This is a genomic window from Pseudidiomarina xizangensis, assembly GCF_052541995.1.
The window spans coordinates 1,372,467-1,396,105 of the sequence record NZ_JBOBQA010000001.1; the positions used below are offsets into that span (position 1 = coordinate 1,372,467).

Sequence of the window (23,639 nt, forward strand, 5' to 3'; positions counted from 1 at the left end):
ATTCGCTGGTGATTGTACCAGAAGGTGGTCACTGTGCGATAATGCTCGATTCATTTTCGCCAACGGAGTTACAGGTTACAACTATGGACTTTATTGAAGTACGCGGCGCACGCACCCATAACCTAAAAAATCTGCAGCTGACGATCCCTCGCGATAAGCTTATCGTGATCACCGGCCTCTCAGGGTCCGGAAAATCCTCGTTGGCGTTCGACACGCTCTACGCAGAAGGGCAACGTCGCTACGTCGAATCACTTTCAGCGTATGCACGACAGTTTTTATCACTGATGGAAAAACCCGACGTCGATAGTATTGAGGGTTTGTCACCCGCGATATCCATTGAACAAAAATCAACGTCGCACAACCCACGTTCGACCGTCGGTACCATTACCGAAATCTACGACTATTTACGCTTGATGTACGCCCGCGTAGGCGAACCGCGTTGTCCAACCCATCACCAACCGCTTGCGGCACAGACCGTATCGCAAATGGTCGATCAGGTACTGCAGTTACCGGAAGGCGAGAAGCTCATGATCCTGGCGCCAATAATCCAAGATCGTAAAGGCGAGCATAATAAAGTTCTCGAGAATCTTGCGGCTCAAGGATTCATCCGCGCCCGCATTGATGGCGAGCTATGTGACCTCAGTGATCCACCCAAACTTGAACTACAAAAAAAGCACACGATAGAAGTTGTCGTTGATCGTATCAAAGTTCGTGTAGGGCTTGAGCTGCGCCTCGCCGAATCGTTTGAAACCGCGCTTGAACTCAGTGGCGGTACTGCAATCGTTGCGCCACTTGATGCAGATTCAAAATTGCAGGCAATGATTTTCTCAGCCAACTTTGCCTGCCCGCAGTGCGGTTACAGCATGCAAGAACTTGAGCCCCGTTTGTTTTCCTTTAACAACCCTGCGGGCGCATGTCCCTCATGTGATGGTTTAGGTATCGAGCAGTTTTTTGACCCACAACGGGTCATCAATAATGATGAGTTAAGTCTCACCGGCGGTGCTATCCGTGGTTGGGATAAGCGCAACTTCTACTACTATCAAATGCTGCAATCGCTGGCCAAACATTATGGCTTTGATCTCAATCAGCCGTTTAACGCTTTAAGTGAAGAACACCGTCACGTCATTTTATCTGGCAGTGGTCGTGAAGAGATTCAGTTTACTTACATGAATGACCGCGGCGATCGGGTTGTCCGTAAGCACGCTTTTGAAGGCATCATTCCCAACATGCAACGCCGCTACCGCGAAACCGATTCAACTGCGGTGCGCGAAGAATTAGCGAAATACCTTGCTTCACAACCCTGTAAAACTTGCGGTGGCGCTCGGTTACGTCAAGAAGCACGTAATGTATTTGTGAATGACACCACATTACCTGAAGTGGTGGATCAATCGATTGGTGCGGCGCTGGATTTTTTCGAAGGCCTGCAGCTGGATGGTCAACGCGCACAAATTGCGGAAAAGATTTTAAAAGAGATCAATGACCGGCTGGGATTTCTCGTCAACGTCGGGCTTAATTATTTAAGTCTGTCACGTAGCGCCGACACCCTATCGGGCGGTGAAGCCCAGCGTATTCGCTTGGCCAGCCAAATCGGTGCCGGGCTTGTTGGCGTCATGTATGTGCTTGATGAGCCTTCAATCGGCCTTCACCAGCGTGATAATGAACGTCTGTTAAGTACCCTGACCCGCTTACGCGACCTAGGTAACACAGTCATAGTCGTGGAGCATGACGAAGATGCTATCCGTTCAGCTGATCATATCATCGACATTGGCCCGGGTGCCGGTGTTCACGGTGGTGAAATAGTCGCCCAGGGCGGTATTGATGATATTCTCGCAAGTGAGCGCTCGCTAACCGCAGATTACTTATCTGGGCGGAAAGAAATTGCAATTCCAGCACAGCGTCATCAGCCTGGTGATAAATGGCTTACGCTCAGCGGAGCCAGTGGCAACAACTTAAAAGATGTCACGCTGAAGTTGCCGATTGGCTTAATGTCGTGTGTAACCGGCGTATCGGGTTCAGGTAAATCGACGCTTATCAACGATACCTTGTTCCGTATTGCCCATCGTGATCTGAACAAGGCCACGGCAATCGAACCGGCGCCATACAGCGCCATCGACGGTATGCAATACCTCGATAAAGTGGTTGATATCGATCAAAGTCCGATTGGCCGCACACCACGCTCTAATCCGGCGACTTACACCGGTATATTTACTCCAGTTCGCGAGTTATTTTCGGGTACTGAAGAGGCACGTTCGCGCGGCTACAAACCTGGTCGCTTCAGTTTTAACGTGCGCGGCGGACGTTGTGAAGCATGTCAGGGTGATGGTGTTATTAAAGTCGAAATGCACTTTTTACCCGACGTTTATGTCCCTTGTGATATTTGTAAAGGCAAACGCTATAACCGCGAGACTTTGGAAATTAAGTACAAAGGCAAAAGTATTCACGAAGTGTTAGATATGACCATTGAAGATGCTCATGATTTTTTTGCCCCAGTACCGGCGATAGCTCGCAAACTACAAACGTTAATGGATGTTGGCCTCAGTTACGTTCGTTTAGGCCAATCAGCAACTACCTTGTCGGGAGGGGAAGCTCAACGGGTGAAACTTTCCCGCGAGCTATCGAAGCGCGACACGGGTAAGACCCTTTATATTCTTGACGAACCAACCACAGGTCTGCATTTCCATGATATTCAGCAGCTGCTTACCGTGCTGCATCGGTTGCGTGACCATGGCAACACCGTGGTGATTATTGAGCACAATTTGGATGTCGTAAAAACCGCTGATTGGATCGTCGACCTTGGCCCCGAAGGCGGTGCCGGCGGTGGTGAAATCCTCACCGAGGGCGCACCAGAGAAAATCATCTCGAGTGACCGCTCACACACTGCGCGCTTTCTGGCTCCTATGTTAAAGTGATTGTATGACCAATGATGTGATTAGCGGCGGGCAGTCAATACATGCCCCTGACAACCTAAAACCCTTGCTGCAAAAGATTTTGCAGCAAGCATTGAGTGTGACTGACGGTAAAGTCGCGAATTATATTCCGGTACTTGCGGAAGTAAAGCCGGACTACTGTGCACTGACCGTCGCTACCCTCGATGGTAAAGTTACCTCGGTCGGTGACGCCAATACCGCATTTTCGATTCAGTCGATTTCTAAGATCTTTGGTTTGATGCTGGCTATGGAGCGCACTGGAGAAAGTTTGTGGGAACGTGTACAAATGGAACCCTCGGGCCAGCCCTTCAACTCTATAGTACAGCTCGAGTGGGAACGCGGTATTCCGCGTAACCCGATGATCAACGCCGGCGCCATACTCGTTAGTGATGTCTTGGTCAGTCATTACTCCGCAAGTAAGTCAGCCGTACTTAGCATGGTCCGTGGACTTTGCAATAGCGATGCGGTTAGCGCCGACACCCGCGTACATGAATCCGAACGCGAGCATGGCTCACGTAATGCCGCGCTGGCCTACCTGATGAAAAGCTTTGGTAATATCGAAGCGGATGTCGAAGAGGTTCTCGACCATTACTTCTGGCAATGTGCACTTACCATGAGCACCGAAGATCTTGCGCGAAGTCTGGCTTTCCTGGCAAACCGCGGACAATGCCCACGCAGCGGCAAGCAGATCACCCCCCACCGTAACGCGCAGCGCATCAATGCCTTGCTAAGTACCAGCGGTATGTACGATCAATCTGGTGAGTTTGCTTTTACCGTGGGACTGCCAGCAAAAAGCGGTGTTGGCGGTGGAATTGTCGCCATCGTACCTGACTATGGGGTAATTGCTGCGTGGTCACCGCCGTTAAATAGTTATGGTAATTCAGCCCGAAGCATGGCGATGATTCGCAACCTAGCTAACCAACTAGGCCTGAGTGTCTACTAGAACATCTAGTGGTTCTGGAGGCCAGGGTAGGCCATAGTTACCAAGAATTTTAGCAAAGGTGCCATCATCAATCAGCGGTTGTAGTACTGCCTGCCATTCTTCCATGGTAAAACCTTTAGCTGGATTTACTAAGGCTCGCAAATCATAAGTGTCATACGGTTCGTGTTTCAACAACAACTTTCCGAACCATGGTTGGTCCCGTAGCTGGTGCAGATATTCGTCGTGCAGCATTACTACGTCTAATCGGCCATTCAGCAACATCTTAATGTTAACCTCGTGACTTAACGATAAATAAACGTTGTAGCGATCTTCCAAGAATCCTTGATCGGTACGATTTTCTAAAAATGGATAGTGATAACCGGTCAACCCGCCAAACCGTAAATCGTCGCGCTTAAAAAATCTTTGATCCCGATTTTTTTTCTTCACTGTGACCAAGCGTTCGGCCCCCAGCACCAGGACGGCACCCGAAGTCACCGACGGAAGTTGCTGTGGCCAACCCCATTTAGGCGATTCAAAAAGAATCATCTGGCAGCATCCAAGCTCGCTAAGAGCACGGAAACGAGCTTTGGAAGGTACATCCTCGAGTATGAAGTTATAGTTGCTCTGACGGCGATTGAGGGCCTGTAACAGGTCACCAACGATGTGTTGCTCTTGATAGGCAGAGAAATAAGGTGGAAAATCGTACGCGGCTACCACCACGCGTTCCGCGGCACGGCTAGCAGCACTGATACTGGCAACAACAATAATGAAGCAGAAAAGGGTCTGGCGCAAAGCGGTCTCAGCATGTCTTAAGTTGGAATTATCTTCCTTCGCAGCCTGACGAATGTCAAGCCTGCAAAAAACAGCGCTCTTTGCTTTGCCCATTAAAAAAGGGAGCCGAAGCTCCCTTTTCAAACTGGACCCGTAGTAAAACTACGGGCTACCCAGCGTATTAATCGATGATTTTCGATACTACGCCGGCGCCGACTGTACGGCCACCTTCACGGATTGCGAAGCGTAAACCTTCGTCCATCGCGATTGGGTGGATCAGCTCAACAACAAACTTCAGGTTGTCGCCTGGCATGACCATTTCTACGCCTTCTGGCAACTGTACTGCACCAGTTACGTCAGTGGTACGGAAGTAGAACTGTGGACGGTAGCCTTTGAAGAATGGCGTATGACGGCCACCTTCTTCTTTGTTCAATACGTAAACTTCCGCTTCGAACTTGGTGTGCGGAGTGATTGAACCTGGCTTCGCCAATACCTGACCACGTTGGATTTCGTCACGCTTAGTACCACGCAACAACGCGCCGATGTTCTCACCTGCACGACCTTCGTCAAGCAACTTACGGAACATCTCAACACCCGTTACGATAGTCTTCGTGGTGTCTTTGATACCTACGATTTCAACTTCGTCACCCGTGCGAACGATACCACGCTCTACACGACCGGTGACTACCGTACCACGGCCTGAGATTGAGAATACGTCTTCGATTGGCATGATGAACGGCTTATCGATATCACGCTCTGGCTCTGGAATGTAAGAATCCAGCGCTTCTGCCAGTTCGATGATCTTCGCTTCCCACTGCTCTTCGCCTTCCAACGCTTTCAGCGCTGAACCTTGGATCACTGGCAAGTCGTCACCTGGGAAATCGTATTCTGAAAGAAGTTCACGAACTTCCATCTCAACCAGCTCTAACAGCTCTTCGTCGTCTACCATGTCACATTTGTTCATGAAGACTACGATGAATGGAACGCCTACTTGACGTGACAACAAGATGTGCTCACGTGTTTGTGGCATTGGCCCATCGGTCGCTGCTACAACCAAGATCGCGCCGTCCATCTGCGCAGCACCGGTGATCATGTTTTTCACATAGTCAGCGTGTCCTGGGCAGTCAACGTGTGCGTAGTGACGCACTGGCGTATCATACTCAACGTGTGACGTTGAGATGGTGATACCACGCGCTTTCTCTTCTGGCGCGTTATCGATGGCTGCAAAGTCTTTCGCGGCGCCACCGTAAGTTTTTGCCAATACTGTTGTAATGGCAGCAGTCAGAGTAGTTTTACCATGGTCAACGTGGCCGATTGTACCGACGTTCACATGCGGTTTCGAACGTTCAAATTTTTCTTTTGACATGACTTTTCCTTAACTTAAGTTAAAAGTCCGGTCCCTTAGAGAACCGGACCAGACTCTACTTAATCTTTAGTTTGACGAGCAGCAATAACCTGCTCAGCAATGTTGTTTGGTGCTTCAGCGTACTTCAAGAATTCCATTGCATAAGATGCACGGCCCTGAGTCTGCGAACGCAGGTCAGTAGCGTAACCGAACATTTCTGATAATGGAACTTGCGCGCGTACTTCTTTCAAATCACCTGGAGCATCTTCCATGCCTTCGATGATTCCGCGACGACGGTTCAAGTCACCAACTACGTCACCCATGAAATCTTCAGGAGTAACAACTTCAACTTTCATCATCGGCTCAAGAACCGCTGGATGAGCTTGCAATGCGCCTTTCTTGAACGCCATGCTACCCGCGATTTTAAATGCCATTTCTGATGAGTCAACATCGTGGTATGAACCATCATACAACGTTGCTTTAACGCCAAGTACAGGGTAACCAGCAAGCACACCATTTTGCATTTGCTCTTGGATACCTTTGTCTACCGCAGGAATGTATTCCTTCGGTACCACACCACCTACGATTTGGTTAACAAATTCGTAGTTAGCGGTCTCGTCGTCAGAAGCGTCGAATTCCATAGGTTCAAGTTTCAACCAAACGTGACCAAATTGACCACGACCACCTGATTGACGTACGAACTTACCTTCAACTTCCACTGCTTGACGGATAGTTTCACGGTAAGCAACCTGAGGTTTACCTACGTTACATTCAACTTTAAACTCACGCTTCATACGGTCAACGATGATGTCCAGGTGAAGTTCACCCATACCAGAAATAATCGTTTGACCTGACTCTTCGTCAGTTTTAACCCGGAAAGACGGATCTTCTGCAGCCAACTTACCTAAAGCAATACCCATTTTTTCTTGGTCAGCTTTAGTTCGTGGTTCTACAGCAACAGAGATTACCGGCTCAGGGAATTCCATCCGCTCAAGCGTAATAATGTTGTTCGGGTCACACAAGGTGTCACCGGTAGTTACGTCTTTCAGACCGATAGCTGCAGCGATGTCACCCGCCAAGATCTCTTTGATCTCCTGACGATCGTTAGCATGCATCTGAACCATACGCCCGATACGCTCTCGCTTACTCTTAACCGGGTTATAAACCGTGTCGCCTTGTTTCACGACGCCCGAATAGACGCGCAAGAACGTTAAGGTACCGACAAACGGGTCAGTAGCGATTTTGAATGCCAATGCTGAAAATGGTTCAGCATCATCAGACTTACGTACGCCTTCAGATTCATCATCCAAAATACCACGAATCGCTTTAACTTCTGTTGGTGCCGGCAAGTACTCGATAACTGCGTCAAGTACAGCTTGTACACCTTTGTTCTTAAAGGCAGAACCACACAAGCAGAGAACGATTTCGTTGTTCAAGGTACGCTCACGCAAACCTTGTTTGATTTCAGCTTCGCTCAAATCACCTTCTTCAAGGTATTTGTTCATCAGCTCTTCGTTGGCTTCAGCTGCTGCTTCTACTAACTCGCTGTGATACTGCTCTGCTTCATCAACCAAATCTTCTGGGATCGGATCGTAAGTAAAGGTCATACCAGAATCTTCTTCGTTCCAGTTGATCGCTTTCATTTTGATCAAGTCGACGACGCCTTTGAAGTGATCTTCAGCACCGATGGCCAAATGAATTGGCACTGGAGTCGCGTTTAAACGAGATTTAATCTGTTTAACTACGCGCAAGAAGTCCGCGCCAGCGCGGTCCATCTTGTTGACGAAGACCATACGTGGTACTTCATATTTATTAGCTTGACGCCAAACAGTTTCTGTTTGCGGCTGCACACCTGAAGAGGCACACAGAACCACAACAGCACCATCGAGTACACGCAAAGAACGTTCAACTTCAATCGTGAAGTCAACGTGTCCTGGGGTGTCGATGATGTTGACACGGTGTTCTGGGAACTGCGCATCCATACCACGCCAGAAACAGGTTACTGCAGCTGAGGTAATTGTAATACCGCGCTCTTGTTCCTGTTCCATCCAGTCAGTGGTTGCTGCACCGTCATGTACCTCACCAATTTTGTGAGATAGACCGGTGTAGAACAACACACGTTCTGTTGTGGTTGTTTTACCTGCGTCTACGTGAGCACAGATACCAATATTACGGTAGCGCTCAATCGAAGTTTTACGGGCCATAAATTCCTCTTTAGGTTAACTGTGAATTTACCAGCGATAGTGGGCGAACGCTTTGTTCGCTTCGGCCATACGGTGGACGTCTTCACGCTTCTTCACAGCAGAGCCTTTATTTTCAGATGCGTCTAGCATTTCACCTGCCAGGCGCTGAGACATGGATTTTTCACCCCGAGTACGCGCAGCATCAACTAACCAGCGCATAGCCAGTGCATTACGACGCACCGGACGAACTTCTACAGGAACCTGGTAAGTTGAACCACCAACGCGGCGCGACTTAACCTCAACTGTAGGACGTACGTTGTCCAATGCTGTTTCAAATACTTCTAAGTGCTCTTTACTAGACTTTTCAGCCATGATATCTAAAGCACCATAGATAATATGTTCTGCGACAGATTTTTTGCCGTCAACCATGACGACATTGATAAATTTAGCCAACAACTCTGATCCGAACTTAGGATCCGGCAGGATTTTACGTTGACCAATGACGCGTCTTCTAGGCATCTTAATATTCTCCGATTAATTCAGGGTTTCCCCAAAACATAAAAATTACAGTGTTTGGCCTTACTAACGGAGAACCGTTAAGACTTCGGCCGCTTCGCGCCATATTTCGAACGGCCTTGACGCCGATCGTTTACGCCGGCACAGTCAAGCGCACCGCGCACTGTGTGATAACGAACACCTGGCAAGTCTTTTACACGGCCGCCGCGAATCAATACGACAGAGTGCTCTTGCAGGTTGTGACCTTCACCACCGATGTACGAAGATACTTCGTAACCGTTCGTCAAACGCACACGGCATACTTTACGTAGCGCTGAGTTTGGCTTTTTCGGGGTGGTTGTATAAACACGGGTACATACACCGCGTTTTTGTGGGCAAGCCTCAAGCGCCGGAACGTTGCTTTTAACAACCGGCTTTTGACGACCATTGCGCACCAGCTGATTAACTGTTGCCATTCATTACTCCTGATTTTGTTGATGTCGCTCAACAGGGTGAAAATCCAAGTTTCCTCACACCACGGGCTAAATGCCCTAAATATGGGGAGGCCGAATTTTAATGGTCAATAATTGGACTGTCAAGGAAAAGCGACAATTGCCGGCAGCAGCGCTGCCTTAATTTTCGCCTGTCGGACGAGTAAGTAAGCGTTTCGTATGAGGATTAATATCGATCGGCTGATTATTCAACACTACGACCGCGCGCAAATCTTTTAGATAAAATCCGACAAAGCTCAAGAATCCTGCGGTCCGTCTATTATGCCACAAAAAGCTAGTGCTCGCTCAATAAAAAAGGCCAGTCGCCTAGCGACTGGCCTTTTACTCAAAGCATGTGCTTACGCTTATTCTGCTTTATTACCGCTCTCTTCATTACCGAAGTTAAGTGCATCAGCAAGTTGCTGTTCAGCTTCTTCTGCGGTCAATTTCGGCGCATCAACTTGGCCAAGAGCTTCCATACGCTTACGCGCACGTTCGCGATGGTAAGCAAAGCCGGTACCGGCAGGAATCAAGCGACCCACGATAACGTTTTCCTTCAGACCACGTAATGGATCCTGCTTGCCTTGTACGGCAGCCTCGGTCAGTACGCGTGTCGTTTCCTGGAACGACGCTGCTGAAATAAACGACTCGGTCGACAATGAAGCCTTGGTGATACCCAGCAATTGACGTTCATAAGTCGCTGGCAGCTTGCCGTCAGCTTCAGCTTTCGCGTTGGCCGCAAGCACGTCTGACAGTTCCATCATTTCGCCTTCAAGCAGTTCCGTCTCACCTGGGTTTAAGATAATCGCTTTACGCAACATCTGACGTACGATCGTCTCGATGTGCTTATCGTTAATCTTAACACCTTGTAAACGATAAACTTCCTGAACCTCATTCACGATATAGTTCGCTAGGGCGCTGACGCCACGTAGACGCAAGATATCATGCGGCGCCTCTGGACCATCGGCGATAACTTCACCTTTGGTTACCGATTCACCTTCGAAGATGTTCAGCTGGCGATGCTTAGGAATCATCTCTTCATACTGATCACCATCGTGTGGCAAGATCAGTAGACGACGTTTACCTTTGGTCTCTTTACCAAAGCTCACCGTACCTGTGACCTCTGCCAAAATAGCAGGCTCTTTCGGACGACGTGCTTCGAACAAGTCGGCAACCCGTGGTAAACCACCGGTGATGTCCCGCGTCTTCGATCCTTCTTGTGGAATTCGCGCGACGGTATCACCGACTTTCACCTCAGCATTATCTTCAAGGTTAATGATCGCGTTACCTGGTAAGAAGTACTGTGCTGGCATATCCGTGTCAGCGATGTTGACATCTTTACCTTTGGCATCGACCAGTTTAACCATTGGACGCATGTCTTTACCGGCACTCGTACGTTGTCCTGTTTCCAACACAACGATACTTGAGAGGCCGGTCAATTCGTCAGTTTGACGGGTCATAGTGACACCATCAATCAAATCAACAAATTTCAGACGACCCGCTACCTCGGTAACGATTGGATGCGTGTGCGGATCCCAGTTAGCAACGATTTCGCCAGCTTCAACGCTGTCGCCTTCGTTCTTCGTGAGAACTGCACCATAAGGCACTTTGTAACGCTCGCGTTCACGACCAAACTCGTCAATCAACGTCATTTCTGTTGAACGCGAAGTGATAACAATATGATCGTCGCTGTTAGTAACAAACTTAGCGTTATGTAACTTCAACGTACCTTTGTTTTTCACCTGGATGTTGTTGGCTGCAGAATCACGCGATGCCGCACCACCGATGTGGAAGGTACGCATGGTCAGCTGGGTACCCGGTTCACCGATAGACTGTGCAGCGATAACACCGACTGCTTCACCTTGGTTAACCAAGTGACCACGTGCCAAGTCACGACCGTAACAGTTTGCACAAACGCCGAAGTCCGTATCACAGGTAATCACCGAGCGTACTTTAACTTCATCAATCGAGTGTTGTTCTAACACGTCACACATTTTCTCGTCGAGTAAGGTGTTACGTGGAATCAAGACTTCGTTGCTACCCGGCTCTAACACGTCATCACAGACAACGCGGCCAAGTACGCGCTCACGCAATGGCTCAACGATATCACCGCCTTCAATCAAAGGTTTGATGAAGAGGCCATCGTGGGTACCACAGTCTTCCTGAACGATAACGACGTCTTGCGCAACATCAACCAAACGGCGTGTCAGGTAACCTGAGTTCGCTGTTTTCAATGCCGTATCCGCCAAACCTTTACGCGCACCGTGCGTTGAGATGAAGTACTGAAGTACGTTCAAACCTTCACGGAAGTTTGCCGTAATTGGCGTTTCGATGATGGAGCCATCCGGCTTCGCCATCAGACCACGCATACCCGCCAACTGACGAATCTGAGCAGGGCTACCACGAGCGCCTGAATCAGCCATCATGTAAACCGAGTTAAACGAGTCTTGCTCTTCTTCTTCGCCTTGCGCGTTAATAACTGTTTCTTTCGACAAGTTTTCCATCATTGCCTTCGAAACTTTTTCGTTCGCGGTCGACCAGATATCGATAACTTTGTTGTATTTCTCGCCTGCTGTTACCAAGCCCTGTTCAAACTGTTCTTGGATTTCAGCAACTTCTTCTTCCGCTGAGTCGATAATCACTTTCTTCGCAGCAGGGATAACCATGTCATCAATGCCAACGGATGCACCAGCAATCATTGCGTAATGGAAACCGGTGTACATGATTTGGTCGGCGAAAATAACTGTAGGCTTCAAACCAATGTCACGGTAAGAACGGTTCAACAAGCGACCGATCTGCTTCTTACCCATGGACTGGTTAATCATCTCAAAAGGCATACCTTCTGGCAGGATTAACGACAAAATGGCACGACCAACAGTAGTGTCATAAATCGTCGTCAAATCGCTACGCTCGCCTTCTTCGCTGATCAGCACTTCATCTAAACGCACTTTCACCCGCGCATGCAGTTCAGCTGCGCCGGTCCGGTAAGCTTTTTCAGCTTCCTTAGCGTTTTTGAAGATCATGCCTTCGCCTTTGGCATTAACTTTTTCGCGCGTCATATAGTAGAGGCCCAAGACCACGTCCTGTGAAGGTACTATAATGGGTTCACCACTAGCAGGTGACAAAATGTTGTTCGTTGACATCATCAACGCCCGCGCTTCCAGCTGTGCTTCTAGAGTCAACGGCAGGTGAACGGCCATTTGGTCACCATCGAAGTCGGCGTTGTAAGCCGCACACACCAATGGGTGCAACTGAATCGCTTTACCTTCGATCAGTACTGGTTCGAACGCCTGGATACCCAAACGGTGCAAAGTTGGTGCACGGTTTAGCATCACAGGGTGCTCTTTGATCACTTCGTCAAGCACGTCCCATACTTCTGGGATTTCGCGCTCTACCATTTTCTTCGCAGCTTTAATGGTGGTCGCTAAACCACGTCCTTCAAGCTTGCCGTAGATAAATGGCTTGAACAATTCCAACGCCATTTTCTTCGGTAGACCACACTGGTGCAAACGTAACTTAGGACCAACAGTGATTACTGAACGGCCTGAGTAGTCGACACGTTTACCCAATAGGTTTTGACGGAAACGACCTTGCTTACCTTTGATCATATCTGCAAGTGACTTCAATGGACGCTTGTTGGTGCCAGTAATTGCACGACCGCGACGACCGTTATCTAGCAGTGCATCCACAGCTTCTTGCAGCATACGCTTTTCATTGCGCACGATGATGTCTGGTGCCGCCAAGTCCAACAAACGCTTCAAACGGTTGTTACGGTTGATGACACGGCGATACAAATCGTTCAAATCTGAGGTTGCAAAGCGGCCACCATCAAGTGGTACCAACGGACGTAAGTCTGGTGGCAATACCGGCAGCACTTTCAAAATCATCCACTCAGGCTTGTTACCAGAGTTGTGGAATGATTCGAGCAACTTCAAACGTTTGCTGATTTTCTTCCGCTTGGTTTCTGAATTGGTTTCAGGTAACTCTTCACGCAAGGTTTTGATATCGGCTTCGATATCAATATGCTTCAACAAGCTGAGTACCGCTTCGGCACCCATTTTGGCTTCGAATTCGTCGCCATTTTCTTCTAGCGAGTCAAGATACTCATCTTCAGTGAGGATCTGGCCACGCTCAAGCGTAGTCATCCCGCCTTCGGTAACGACATAAGATTCGAAATACAATACCCGCTCGATATCACGCAAGGTCATATCTAGCATCAAGCCGATACGGCTTGGTAATGATTTCAAGAACCAGATGTGCGCAACTGGGCTAGCTAATTCGATGTGACCCATGCGCTCACGACGAACCTTAGTCAGTGTGACTTCAACGCCACACTTCTCACAGATTACGCCACGGTGCTTCAAGCGTTTGTACTTACCGCACAAACACTCATAGTCTTTTACCGGGCCAAAAATGCGCGCACAGAACAAACCATCGCGTTCAGGCTTGAACGTACGATAGTTGATCGTTTCTGGCTTTTTCACTTCACCGAAAGACCAGCTACGGATCATGTCCGGAGAAGCAAGTCCGATGCGAATCGCATCGAACTCTTCAGTCTGGTTTAACGGTTTTAAAAACTTTAATAAGTCTTTCACGATTTATCTCCTGGCAATTAGCGTCCGGTGTGGTCTCAGTCTTGGTCCAACTCAATGTTGATACCGAGTGAGCGGATTTCCTTCAGCAATACGTTGAAGGACTCCGGCATACCTGCTTCCATTCGCAAGTCGTTATCGACGATATTTTTGTACATCTTCGTACGACCGTTTACGTCGTCCGACTTCACCGTCAACATTTCTTGCAAGGTGTACGCAGCACCGTATGCTTCCAATGCCCAAACTTCCATCTCACCGAAGCGCTGGCCACCGAACTGCGCTTTACCACCCAACGGCTGTTGGGTAACCAAGCTGTACGAACCGGTAGAACGTGCGTGCATCTTGTCATCAACCAAGTGGTTAAGTTTCAACATGTACATGTAACCGACGGTTACATCACGCTCAAAGCGTTCACCAGTACGTCCGTCATACAAGGTAATTTGGCCAGACTCTGGCAAATCACCCAGTTTCAGGAGTTCTTTAATTTCACTTTCTACAGCACCATCAAATACTGGCGTAGCCGTCGGTAGACCTTTCTTCAGGTTGGTCGCAAGACGCATAACTTCGTCATCGCTAAACTCGCTGATATCCACGTCTTGGCGTGTCGAACCAAGGTCATAGACCTTTTGTAAGAACTCACGCATTTCAGCTACTTTCGCCTGCTGCTTCATCATTTTTTCGATCTTGGTACCGATACCGCGAGCCGCAAAACCTAAGTGGGTTTCAAGGATCTGACCGATGTTCATACGCGACGGTACGCCCAACGGGTTAAGTACGATATCGACCGGATTACCATCAGCGTCGTAAGGCATATCTTCAACCGGTTGGATGGTTGAAATAACACCTTTGTTACCGTGACGACCAGCAAGCTTATCGCCTGGCTGAATGCGACGGCGAACCGCGAGGTAAACCTTAACAATCTTCAAAACGCCTGGCGCGAGGTCATCACCTTGAGTGATCTTACGACGCTTGTTTTCAAACTTGTTATCAAAATCAGTGCGCAGTTCTTCGTACTGTTGAGCAATTTGCTCAAGCTGTAACTGTGCGTCTTCTTTCTTCAAGTTCTGCGTCAACCATTTGCTTTGTTCAAGGCCGGCAAGTTTTGATTCATCAAAACCGTTGGCCAGCAACAGGCTACGGGCACGCTCGTAGATACCACGCTCAAGAATCTTGAATTCGTCGGTTAAGTCTTTTTTGACCTGTTCCAACTGCATGCTTTCGATATCAAGTGCGCGTTTATCTTTCTCAACGCCATCACGCGTGAAAACTTGCACGTCGATGACAGTACCCGTGACACCATTTGGCACCCGTAGTGAACTGTCTTTTACGTCCGACGCTTTCTCACCAAAAATAGCTCGCAACAGTTTCTCTTCTGGTGTCAGTTGGGTTTCACCTTTTGGCGTAACTTTACCGACCAGAATATCGCCACCGTTAACTTCAGCACCGACGTAAACAACCCCTGACTCATCAAGTTTGTTCAGTGCTGATTCACCGACGTTTGGAATATCCGAAGAGATCTCTTCCGCACCCAGTTTGGTATCACGAGCAACACAGTTCAGTTCTTGAATATGAATGGTGGTTAAGCGGTCTTCTTCTACCACTCGCTCCGAGATCAAGATTGAATCCTCGAAGTTGTAACCATTCCACGGCATAAATGCGACGCGCAAGTTCTGACCTAATGCCAGTTCACCCATGTCCGTTGACGGACCATCGCCCAGAACGTCACCACGCATAACTGGCTCACCAACATTGACTGTTGGGGTTTGGTTAATGCAAGTGTTCTGGTTCGAACGGGTGTACTTAACAAGGTTATAGATATCGATGCCGGCTTCACCGGGCACCATCTCTTCTTCGTTAACTTTTACCACAATGCGACTCGCATCGACTTTATCGACCACACCACCACGTTTCGCGACTACAGTTACACCTGAGTCAACGGCCACGGTGCGCTCAATACCTGTACCTACTAGCGGCTTGTCAGCACGCAGCGTTGGTACGGCTTGGCGTTGCATGTTCGAACCCATCAAGGCTCGGTTAGCATCATCGTGTTCAAGGAATGGAATCAAGCTCGCCGCGATCGATACGATCTGTTGTGGCGCGACGTCCATATATTGAACTTGTTCTTTTGACATTAAGGTGAATTCGTTCTTGTGACGACAAGGAACCAAGTCATCAACCAATTCTCCGTTGTCGTTCAACACCACGTTTGCCTGAGCAATCACGTATTGACCTTCTTCGATCGCTGATAAGTAATCAACGTCGTCAGTCACTACGCCATTGTCGATCCGACGGTAAGGAGTCTCAAGGAAACCATACTCATTGGTACGTGCAAAGGTAGATAACGAGTTAATCAAACCGATGTTCGGACCTTCAGGGGTCTCGATCGGACAAACACGACCATAGTGCGTTGGGTGAACGTCACGGACTTCGAAGCCGGCACGTTCACGGGTCAAACCACCCGGACCTAAGGCAGAAATACGACGTTTATGCGTAACTTCTGACAACGGGTTGTTTTGGTCCATAAACTGCGACAACTGGCTCGAGCCAAAGAACTCTTTCACCGCGGCACTGATCGGTTTCGCGTTGATCAAGTCTTGCGGCATTATCGCATCGAGATCGCCTAGACTTAGACGTTCTTTAACTGCACGCTCCACACGCACCAGACCAACACGGAATTGGTTTTCAGCCATTTCGCCAACTGAACGAATACGACGGTTACCCAAGTGATCAATATCATCCACTTCATCGATACCGTTACGAATTTCAATCAGCTTACGCATGACTTCAACGATGTCTTCTTTGGCTAGGGTACCCGAACCCGTCAAGTCATCACGACTCAAACGACGATTGAACTTCATGCGACCGACCGCTGACAAGTCATAACGGTCTTCATTGAAGAACAAATTCTCGAACAATGATTCCGCCGCTTCTTTTGTCGGTGGCTCGCCTGGGCGCATCATCCGATAGATTTCGACCAAAGCTTCCATACGATTGCTGCTTGGATCGATACGCAAAGTTTCGCTCATGTACGGGCCATGATCGAGGTCGTTCACGAACAAGGTTTCAAATTTCTTGAAGCCTGCTTCACGTAACTCGGCCAATAATTCAAGGGTCAACTCTGCATTAGCCTCAGCTACAACTTCGCCGGTCTTCTTATTGACGTATCCTTTTGCTAGCACTTTGCCAACCAGGTATTCTAATGGAACTTCCATTTCTGGCTGATTCAAGCTTTCGATCTGTTTGATATGACGTGCAGTAATACGACGCCCTTTATCAACGATCACTTCGCCATCGTCGTTTTTAATATCAAACTTCGCAGTCTCGCCACGCAAACGCTCTGGCACTAACTGCATAAATACTTTCTTACCACGGAACTGGAAGTACGTGGTATCGAAGAACATCTCAAGGATCTCTTCAGTACTGTATTCCAAGGCACGCAAAATGATCGACGCCGGTAATTTACGACGGCGGTCAATACGCACGAATACGTTGTCTTTCGGGTCAAATTCAAAATCTAACCACGAACCACGGTAAGGAATTACACGTGCGTTGTAGAGTACTTTGCCTGACGAATGGGTTTTACCCTTGTCATGGTCAAAGAACACGCCCGGCGAACGGTGTAACTGAGAAACGATAACGCGCTCGGTACCGTTAATTACAAAAGTACCATTCTCGGTCATGAGTGGAATTTCACCCATGTACACTTCTTGCTCGCGCATATCTTTAACGGTTCCTGCGGCTGCTTCTTTATCATAAAGAACCAAACGCAGTTTTACTCGCAAAGGAGCAGAATAGGTGATACCCCGAATTTGACATTCTTGAACGTCAAACACCGGTTCACCAAGACGATAGCTCACATATTGTAATTCCGAATTACCTGAATAAGCGGTAATAGGGAATACTGAGCTAAAAGCTGCTTCCAGACCGTTGTTGCCTTCTGGATCCAGCTCAATGAATTTTTTAAATGAATCTAATTGGATTGACAGCAGGTAAGGCACTTCAAGTACATGAGGCCGCTTACCAAAATCCTTGCGAATACGTTTTTTCTCAGAGTAGGAGTACGCCATGGGGTTCCTCAGCTAGCTGATTGATGACCCTAACCACCGGGGAGTCGATGGTTAAAAACAAGCTTGTTACGGCTTGTCGTTCCCGTTTTTGTCACCGCGAGCATGTATCCCAATAACGGGCAAAAATGATACATGCTTAACAGCGCAAAAAGCCTGGTGACTCAAAAAGTCACCAGGCCCAGGCCTAAACGGCCAAGTTTTTTCTATGCAGTTGCTTACTTAACTTCAACTTCTGCACCAGCTTCTTCAAGCTGCTTCTTCAGTGCTTCAGCGTCGTCTTTGCTGATGCCTTCTTTAACGGCAACAGGTGCAGACTCAACCATAGCTTTCGCTTCTTTCAGGCCAAGACCAGTTGCGCTACGAACTGCTTTGATAGCGCTAACTTTGTTTGAACCAGCTGCTTTCAACACTACGTCAAATTCAGTTTGCTCTTCTGCAGCTTCAGTTGCGGCAGCTGGACCAGCAGCTACTGCAACAGCAGCAGATGCGTCAACGCCGAATTTTTCTTCTGCAGCTTCAATCAACTCAACCAGTTCCATAACTGGCATTTCAGCGATTGCATTCAAAATATCATCTTTAGTAAGAGCCATAACTCTAAACTCCTGGGTTAAAAATTACAAAAAATTGGTTAATTAAACCGCTTCTATTTAGCGTCTTTAATTGCCGCCAACACACGCACAAACTTAGTAGGCACTTCGTTAACTGTACGAACGAACTTACTAACAGGTGCTTTGAAGGTGGCTAGCAATTTCGCCAATGCTTCGTCACGCGTCGGAAGTGATGCAACTGCATCAAGCTTGTCTGCACCCATCACACCGTTACCGATATGTAGTGCAGTCACTTTCAGGTGCTTATTGTTTTTGCTGAAATCTTTGAAAAGACGCGCTGAAGCGCCTGGTGCATCCAAAGAAAAGCCGTAAACAAGTGGGCCCTTAAGTACTTCGTCCATGTCCGCAAACTGCGTACCTTCAAAAGCACGTTTCGCAAGAGTATTCCGAATAACCTTCAGATATACACCTTGTTCACGAGCTTGACGGCGCAGGACGGTCATGTCCGCAACTTCCATTCCGCGATACTCAGCAACAGCGACGGATAGAGCGTTTGAAGCAACTTCGCTAACTTCTTTAACGATTGCTTTTTTTGCTGCTAAACCTAGTGCCACTGACATCACCTCTTCTTTTAGTCCTTGGCAAAGCCGCGGACTATCGTTACAAATTGGTAGACCGGAATTGCATCTACCACGTTGTCACGGTGAATCTCTTACCCAGAGAGTCTGAGCCGGATTACACCATCTGCGCAGGAAATTAAGTGTCGCTATCGTTTCTTCTCAGAAACTACCGCGAGACACCTGCGGTCTTGGACGGGAGCCACATTCACTTAGCTATTACACTGAAGTGGCGACCCCAACCCACAAACCTTTACTTGCTGTTATCCAACGAACCTTGGTCAATGGCAACGCCAGCGCCCATAGTCGTCGACAAGCTTATTTTCTTAATGTACTGACCTTTTGCTGAAGAAGGTTTTGCTTTCTTCAACGCAGCCAATAACGATTCTAAGTTTTCTTTCAGTTTGTCGTTATCAAAATCAACTTTACCGATAGTCGCATGGATGATACCCGCTTTATCGTTACGATAACGAATCTGACCCGCTTTCGCGTTTTGTACGGCAGTTGCAACGTCAGGTGTTACCGTGCCCGTTTTCGGGTTTGGCATCAGGCCACGTGGGCCTAAGATTTGACCTAATTGGCCAACAACACGCATTGCATCAGGTGAGGCGACAACAACATCAAAGTTCATTTCGCCTTTCTTTACTAGCTCAGCAAGATCTTCCATACCCACTAGATCCGCACCAGCTGCTTTAGCTTTTTCTACGTTTGCGCCGCTAGTAAACACTGCGACGCGAACATCACGACCAGTACCGTTTGGCAGTACAGTTGCACCACGTACGTTTTGGTCGGATTTACGAGCGTCGATGCCGAGGTTTACTGAAACATCAACGCTTTCTTTGAATTTTGCAGTTCCTAATTCTTTCAATAGGCTGATCGCTTCGTTGATTTCATAATCACGAGCTTCAACTTTTTCAGCAATTAGGCGAGCGCGCTTGCTTAATTTAGCCATCTTACAGACCCTCCACATTCAGGCCCATCGCACGAGCAGAGCCGGCGATAGTACGTACTGCTGCATCAAGGTCAGCCGCTGTTAAGTCTGGCTCTTTTACCTTGGCAATATCTTCTAGCTGAGCACGGGTAACTGTACCCACTTTCTCAGTATTAGGACGACCTGAACCACTCTTGATACCTGCTGCTTTCTTCAACAAGAAGGCCGCTGGAGGTGTCTTAGTGATAAACGTGAAAGAACGATCTTCAAATACTGTAATTTCAACAGGAACTGGCGCGCCTTTTTCAAGCTGGTCAGTTGCCGCGTTGAACGCTTTACAGAATTCCATGATGTTCACACCGTGTTGACCAAGTGCTGGACCAACAGGAGGCGACGGGTTAGCTGCACCAGCTGCAACTTGCAGCTTGATGATAGCACTTACTTTTTTAGCCATGTTCTTTACCTCTTGGTTTGGGTCTAACGCCTTGTAAGTCTTCAATTTCCGCTATCAGCAACTGATTTCGAAAACCAAGGGGTGACTTACTCAAACGGCTCCCCTACGGAAAAAAGGACGCGAAGTATAGCTGTATTCGCACCCTAATGCAATACATAACAGCAAGAGCGATGTTCGTTATTTATCTTGCCATTCAACAAACAGCGAATAGCAAATAGCTAACAGCGCTCTTGGGGGTCTAGGCTTTTTCGACTTGGGCGAACTCGAGTTCTACTGGAGTCGCGCGGCCGAAAATTGATACCGACACAGTTAAGCGGCTCTTTTCGTAATCAACGCTTTCTACCGTACCGTTGAAATCCGCGAATGGCCCATCGTTGACACGCACTACTTCACCCGGTTCAAATAAGGTTTTCGGCCTTGGCTTGTCAACCGACTCTTGCAAGCGGTTCAGAATAGCATCGGCTTCTTTTTGCGAGATGGCTGCTGGGCGATCTTGTTTACCGCCAATGAAGCCGAGTACGCGTGGAATGCTTTTCACCAGGTGCCAAGTTTCTTCGTCCATGATCATTTCGACCAATACGTAGCCAGGGAAGAATTTGCGCTCGCTCTTGCGGCGCTGACCAGCTTTCATTTCAACCACTTCTTCGGTTGGTACCAGCACTTCACCAAACTTCTCTTCCATGCCGTGCATTTTGATGTACTCGCGTAACGAAGTCGCGACGCGACCTTCGTAACCAGAAAATGCTTGCACAACGTACCAGCGTTTTTTATCGCTCATTATTTAAAACTCCAGTCCGGTGAAAAAGCCAACAACACGTACTAGAATGGCATCCATACCCCATAGAATCAATGCTACGACCGCTGTTGCGATGACCACGATGATGGTGGTTTGAGTGGCTTCCTGGCGACTTGGCCATACAACACGGCGTACTTCGGTGCGACTTTCTTTTGCGAAGCTACGGAAACGACGACCTTTACCAGTCATGCCCGCGACAATACCGGCTACCGCAACTAACAAGACAACCGCAATCGCACGATACAATACAGAAACTGTTTCGCCATAATAGTAGTTGCCCAGCACAGCTGCAGCCAAAAGCGCGATAGCGACAATCCACTTGATGCTATCGAAAGAACTGCTTTGCGTTTCGGAAGTTGCACTCATTATTCAATCCTAAATTAATAAAAACTGATGTTTGCTGTTTGCTGTTCGCTGTTGGTTTAAACTAACAGCAAATAGCGAATAGCAAACAGCCAAATGTTGGCAGGGGTGGAGGGATTCGAACCCCCAACCGTCGGTTTTGGAGACCGCTGTTCTACCAATTGGAACTACACCCCTAAAATTCCCCGATTTGTTCATCGGAAAATGGACGCTGTATTATACCGATCAAGCGCTGTAAAACAAGAGTGATATAAAACAACAGCGATGTTTGTCTCTTGTCTCGGCTTTAAACCAACAACCAACAGCGAATAGCCAACAGCGCTCTTTGCTTTGCCCATTAAAAAAGGGAGCCGAAGCTCCCTTTTCAAACTGGACCCGTAGTAAAACTACGGGCTACCCAGCGTATTAATCGATGATTTTCGATACTACGCCGGCGCCGACTGTACGGCCACCTTCACGGATTGCGAAGCGTAAACCTTCGTCCATCGCGATTGGGTGGATCAGCTCAACAACAAACTTCAGGTTGTCGCCTGGCATGACCATTTCTACGCCTTCTGGCAACTGTACTGCACCAGTTACGTCAGTGGTACGGAAGTAGAACTGTGGACGGTAGCCTTTGAAGAATGGCGTATGACGGCCACCTTCTTCTTTGTTCAATACGTAAACTTCCGCTTCGAACTTGGTGTGCGGAGTGATTGAACCTGGCTTCGCCAATACCTGACCACGTTGGATTTCGTCACGCTTAGTACCACGCAACAACGCGCCGATGTTCTCACCTGCACGACCTTCGTCAAGCAACTTACGGAACATCTCAACACCCGTTACGATAGTCTTCGTGGTGTCTTTGATACCTACGATTTCAACTTCGTCACCCGTGCGAACGATACCACGCTCTACACGACCGGTGACTACCGTACCACGGCCTGAGATTGAGAATACGTCTTCGATTGGCATGATGAACGGCTTATCGATATCACGCTCTGGCTCTGGAATGTAAGAATCCAGCGCTTCTGCCAGTTCGATGATCTTCGCTTCCCACTGCTCTTCGCCTTCCAACGCTTTCAGCGCTGAACCTTGGATCACTGGCAAGTCGTCACCTGGGAAATCGTATTCTGAAAGAAGTTCACGAACTTCCATCTCAACCAGCTCTAACAGCTCTTCGTCGTCTACCATGTCACATTTGTTCATGAAGACTACGATGAATGGAACGCCTACTTGACGTGACAACAAGATGTGCTCACGTGTTTGTGGCATTGGCCCATCGGTCGCTGCTACAACCAAGATCGCGCCGTCCATCTGCGCAGCACCGGTGATCATGTTTTTCACATAGTCAGCGTGTCCTGGGCAGTCAACGTGTGCGTAGTGACGCACTGGCGTATCATACTCAACGTGTGACGTTGAGATGGTGATACCACGCGCTTTCTCTTCTGGCGCGTTATCGATGGCTGCAAAGTCTTTCGCGGCGCCACCGTAAGTTTTTGCCAATACTGTTGTAATGGCAGCAGTCAGAGTAGTTTTACCATGGTCAACGTGGCCGATTGTACCGACGTTCACATGCGGTTTCGAACGTTCAAATTTTTCTTTTGACATGACAGCCTCTCTTTAGACAACGTACGGTGGTTAAACACCTAATAGAATAAATTAATTACGCAACCGAGTGAATGCCTGAGGGGATGGACCGAAGAAATGGTGCTGATAGGCGGATTCGAACCGCCGACCTCACCCTTACCAAGGGTGCGCTCTACCAACTGAGCTATATCAGCACGACAGATTATGTGGAGCGGGTAGTGGGAATCGAACCCACATCATCAGCTTGGAAGGCTGAGGTAATAGCCATTATACGATACCCGCATGCCTAGAATCGGGCCACCTCAAACCATTCGGGACTCACCGCATTCTTTAGAAATGCAAATTGGTGGAGGGGGCAGGATTCGAACCTGCGAAGGCTGAGCCGTCAGATTTACAGTCTGATCCCTTTGGCCACTCGGGAACCCCTCCGAACAAATTTTGAGTTGGTGCCGGCACCAAGAGTCGAACTCGGGACCTACTGATTACAAGTCAGTTGCTCTACCAACTGAGCTATGCCGGCACCCCGGTTAGGTGGAGCGCATTCTATTGTATCGATTTTGATGATGCA

16 protein-coding genes and 5 tRNA genes are annotated in these 23,639 nt (G+C 48.3%); 2 read left to right on the top strand and 19 right to left on the bottom strand.

Annotated elements, in window-relative coordinates; translation table 11 throughout:
- Positions 1-83 precede the first annotated feature (83 nt).
- Both uvrA and glsA read left to right on the top strand, forming a co-directional pair.
- A complete protein-coding gene (gene uvrA, locus ACQ5ES_RS06650; RefSeq protein WP_445015416.1) occupies positions 84-2,909 on the top strand; it encodes an excinuclease ABC subunit UvrA in 2,826 nt (941 codons plus the stop codon).
- Between the two features lie 4 nt (positions 2,910-2,913).
- Positions 2,914-3,870, top strand: a complete 957-nt coding sequence (glsA, locus tag ACQ5ES_RS06655; RefSeq protein WP_445015149.1) for a glutaminase A — start codon at positions 2,914-2,916, stop codon at positions 3,868-3,870.
- Here glsA and ACQ5ES_RS06660 read toward each other — a convergent pair.
- From ACQ5ES_RS06660 to ACQ5ES_RS06750, 19 genes are all read right to left on the bottom strand, one after another.
- A complete protein-coding gene (locus tag ACQ5ES_RS06660) occupies positions 3,850-4,641 on the bottom strand; it encodes a transporter substrate-binding domain-containing protein (RefSeq protein WP_445015150.1) in 792 nt (263 codons plus the stop codon). The two genes, glsA and ACQ5ES_RS06660, sit on opposite strands and share 21 nt — an antisense overlap.
- 160 nt (positions 4,642-4,801) lie before the next feature.
- A complete protein-coding gene (tuf, locus tag ACQ5ES_RS06665) occupies positions 4,802-5,986 on the bottom strand; it encodes an elongation factor Tu (protein ID WP_445015151.1) in 1,185 nt (394 codons plus the stop codon).
- 59 nt (positions 5,987-6,045) lie between these two features.
- Entirely contained in the window at positions 6,046-8,169 is a 2,124-nt protein-coding gene (gene fusA, locus ACQ5ES_RS06670) for an elongation factor G (protein WP_445015152.1), read from the bottom strand.
- Positions 8,170-8,196: 27 nt separating this feature from the next.
- Positions 8,197-8,667: a 30S ribosomal protein S7 gene (rpsG, locus tag ACQ5ES_RS06675; protein ID WP_445015153.1), complete on the bottom strand. Its 471-nt coding sequence runs from the start codon at positions 8,665-8,667 to the stop codon at positions 8,197-8,199.
- 77 nt (positions 8,668-8,744) lie between these two features.
- Entirely contained in the window at positions 8,745-9,119 is a 375-nt protein-coding gene (gene rpsL, locus ACQ5ES_RS06680) for a 30S ribosomal protein S12 (protein ID WP_445015154.1), read from the bottom strand.
- 380 nt (positions 9,120-9,499) lie between these two features.
- Positions 9,500-13,729, bottom strand: coding sequence for a DNA-directed RNA polymerase subunit beta' (rpoC, locus tag ACQ5ES_RS06685; RefSeq protein ID WP_445015155.1), 4,230 nt, complete (start codon positions 13,727-13,729; stop codon positions 9,500-9,502).
- A 35-nt stretch (positions 13,730-13,764) separates the two neighbouring features.
- Positions 13,765-17,793: a DNA-directed RNA polymerase subunit beta gene (gene rpoB, locus ACQ5ES_RS06690; RefSeq protein WP_445015156.1), complete on the bottom strand. Its 4,029-nt coding sequence runs from the start codon at positions 17,791-17,793 to the stop codon at positions 13,765-13,767.
- A 215-nt stretch (positions 17,794-18,008) separates the two neighbouring features.
- Positions 18,009-18,383, bottom strand: coding sequence for a 50S ribosomal protein L7/L12 (rplL, locus tag ACQ5ES_RS06695; protein ID WP_445015157.1), 375 nt, complete (start codon positions 18,381-18,383; stop codon positions 18,009-18,011).
- Positions 18,384-18,436: 53 nt separating this feature from the next.
- Entirely contained in the window at positions 18,437-18,955 is a 519-nt protein-coding gene (gene rplJ / locus ACQ5ES_RS06700) for a 50S ribosomal protein L10 (RefSeq protein ID WP_445015158.1), read from the bottom strand.
- A 256-nt stretch (positions 18,956-19,211) separates the two neighbouring features.
- Positions 19,212-19,910 (bottom strand): 50S ribosomal protein L1, encoded by a 699-nt coding sequence (gene rplA / locus ACQ5ES_RS06705; protein WP_445015159.1) that lies wholly within the window; start codon positions 19,908-19,910, stop codon positions 19,212-19,214.
- A 1-nt stretch (position 19,911) separates the two neighbouring features.
- Complete coding sequence (gene rplK, locus ACQ5ES_RS06710; RefSeq protein WP_445015160.1) at positions 19,912-20,343, bottom strand: 50S ribosomal protein L11; 432 nt, start codon at positions 20,341-20,343, stop codon at positions 19,912-19,914.
- A 238-nt stretch (positions 20,344-20,581) separates the two neighbouring features.
- A complete protein-coding gene (nusG, locus tag ACQ5ES_RS06715) occupies positions 20,582-21,121 on the bottom strand; it encodes a transcription termination/antitermination protein NusG (RefSeq protein ID WP_445015161.1) in 540 nt (179 codons plus the stop codon).
- Between the two features lie 3 nt (positions 21,122-21,124).
- A complete protein-coding gene (gene secE / locus ACQ5ES_RS06720) occupies positions 21,125-21,505 on the bottom strand; it encodes a preprotein translocase subunit SecE (protein WP_445015162.1) in 381 nt (126 codons plus the stop codon).
- A 97-nt stretch (positions 21,506-21,602) separates the two neighbouring features.
- Positions 21,603-21,679 (bottom strand) — tRNA-Trp (locus tag ACQ5ES_RS06725).
- A 228-nt stretch (positions 21,680-21,907) separates the two neighbouring features.
- On the bottom strand, positions 21,908-23,092 hold the full coding sequence (gene tuf, locus ACQ5ES_RS06730) for an elongation factor Tu (RefSeq protein ID WP_445015151.1): 1,185 nt from the start codon (positions 23,090-23,092) through the stop codon (positions 21,908-21,910).
- A gap of 97 nt (positions 23,093-23,189) precedes the next feature.
- A tRNA-Thr gene (locus ACQ5ES_RS06735) sits at positions 23,190-23,265 on the bottom strand.
- A 13-nt stretch (positions 23,266-23,278) separates the two neighbouring features.
- Positions 23,279-23,353: transfer RNA gene (locus tag ACQ5ES_RS06740), tRNA-Gly, on the bottom strand.
- Between the two features lie 62 nt (positions 23,354-23,415).
- Positions 23,416-23,500 (bottom strand) — tRNA-Tyr (locus tag ACQ5ES_RS06745).
- Positions 23,501-23,515: 15 nt separating this feature from the next.
- Positions 23,516-23,591: transfer RNA gene (locus ACQ5ES_RS06750), tRNA-Thr, on the bottom strand.
- Between the last annotated feature and the right edge of the window lie 48 nt (positions 23,592-23,639).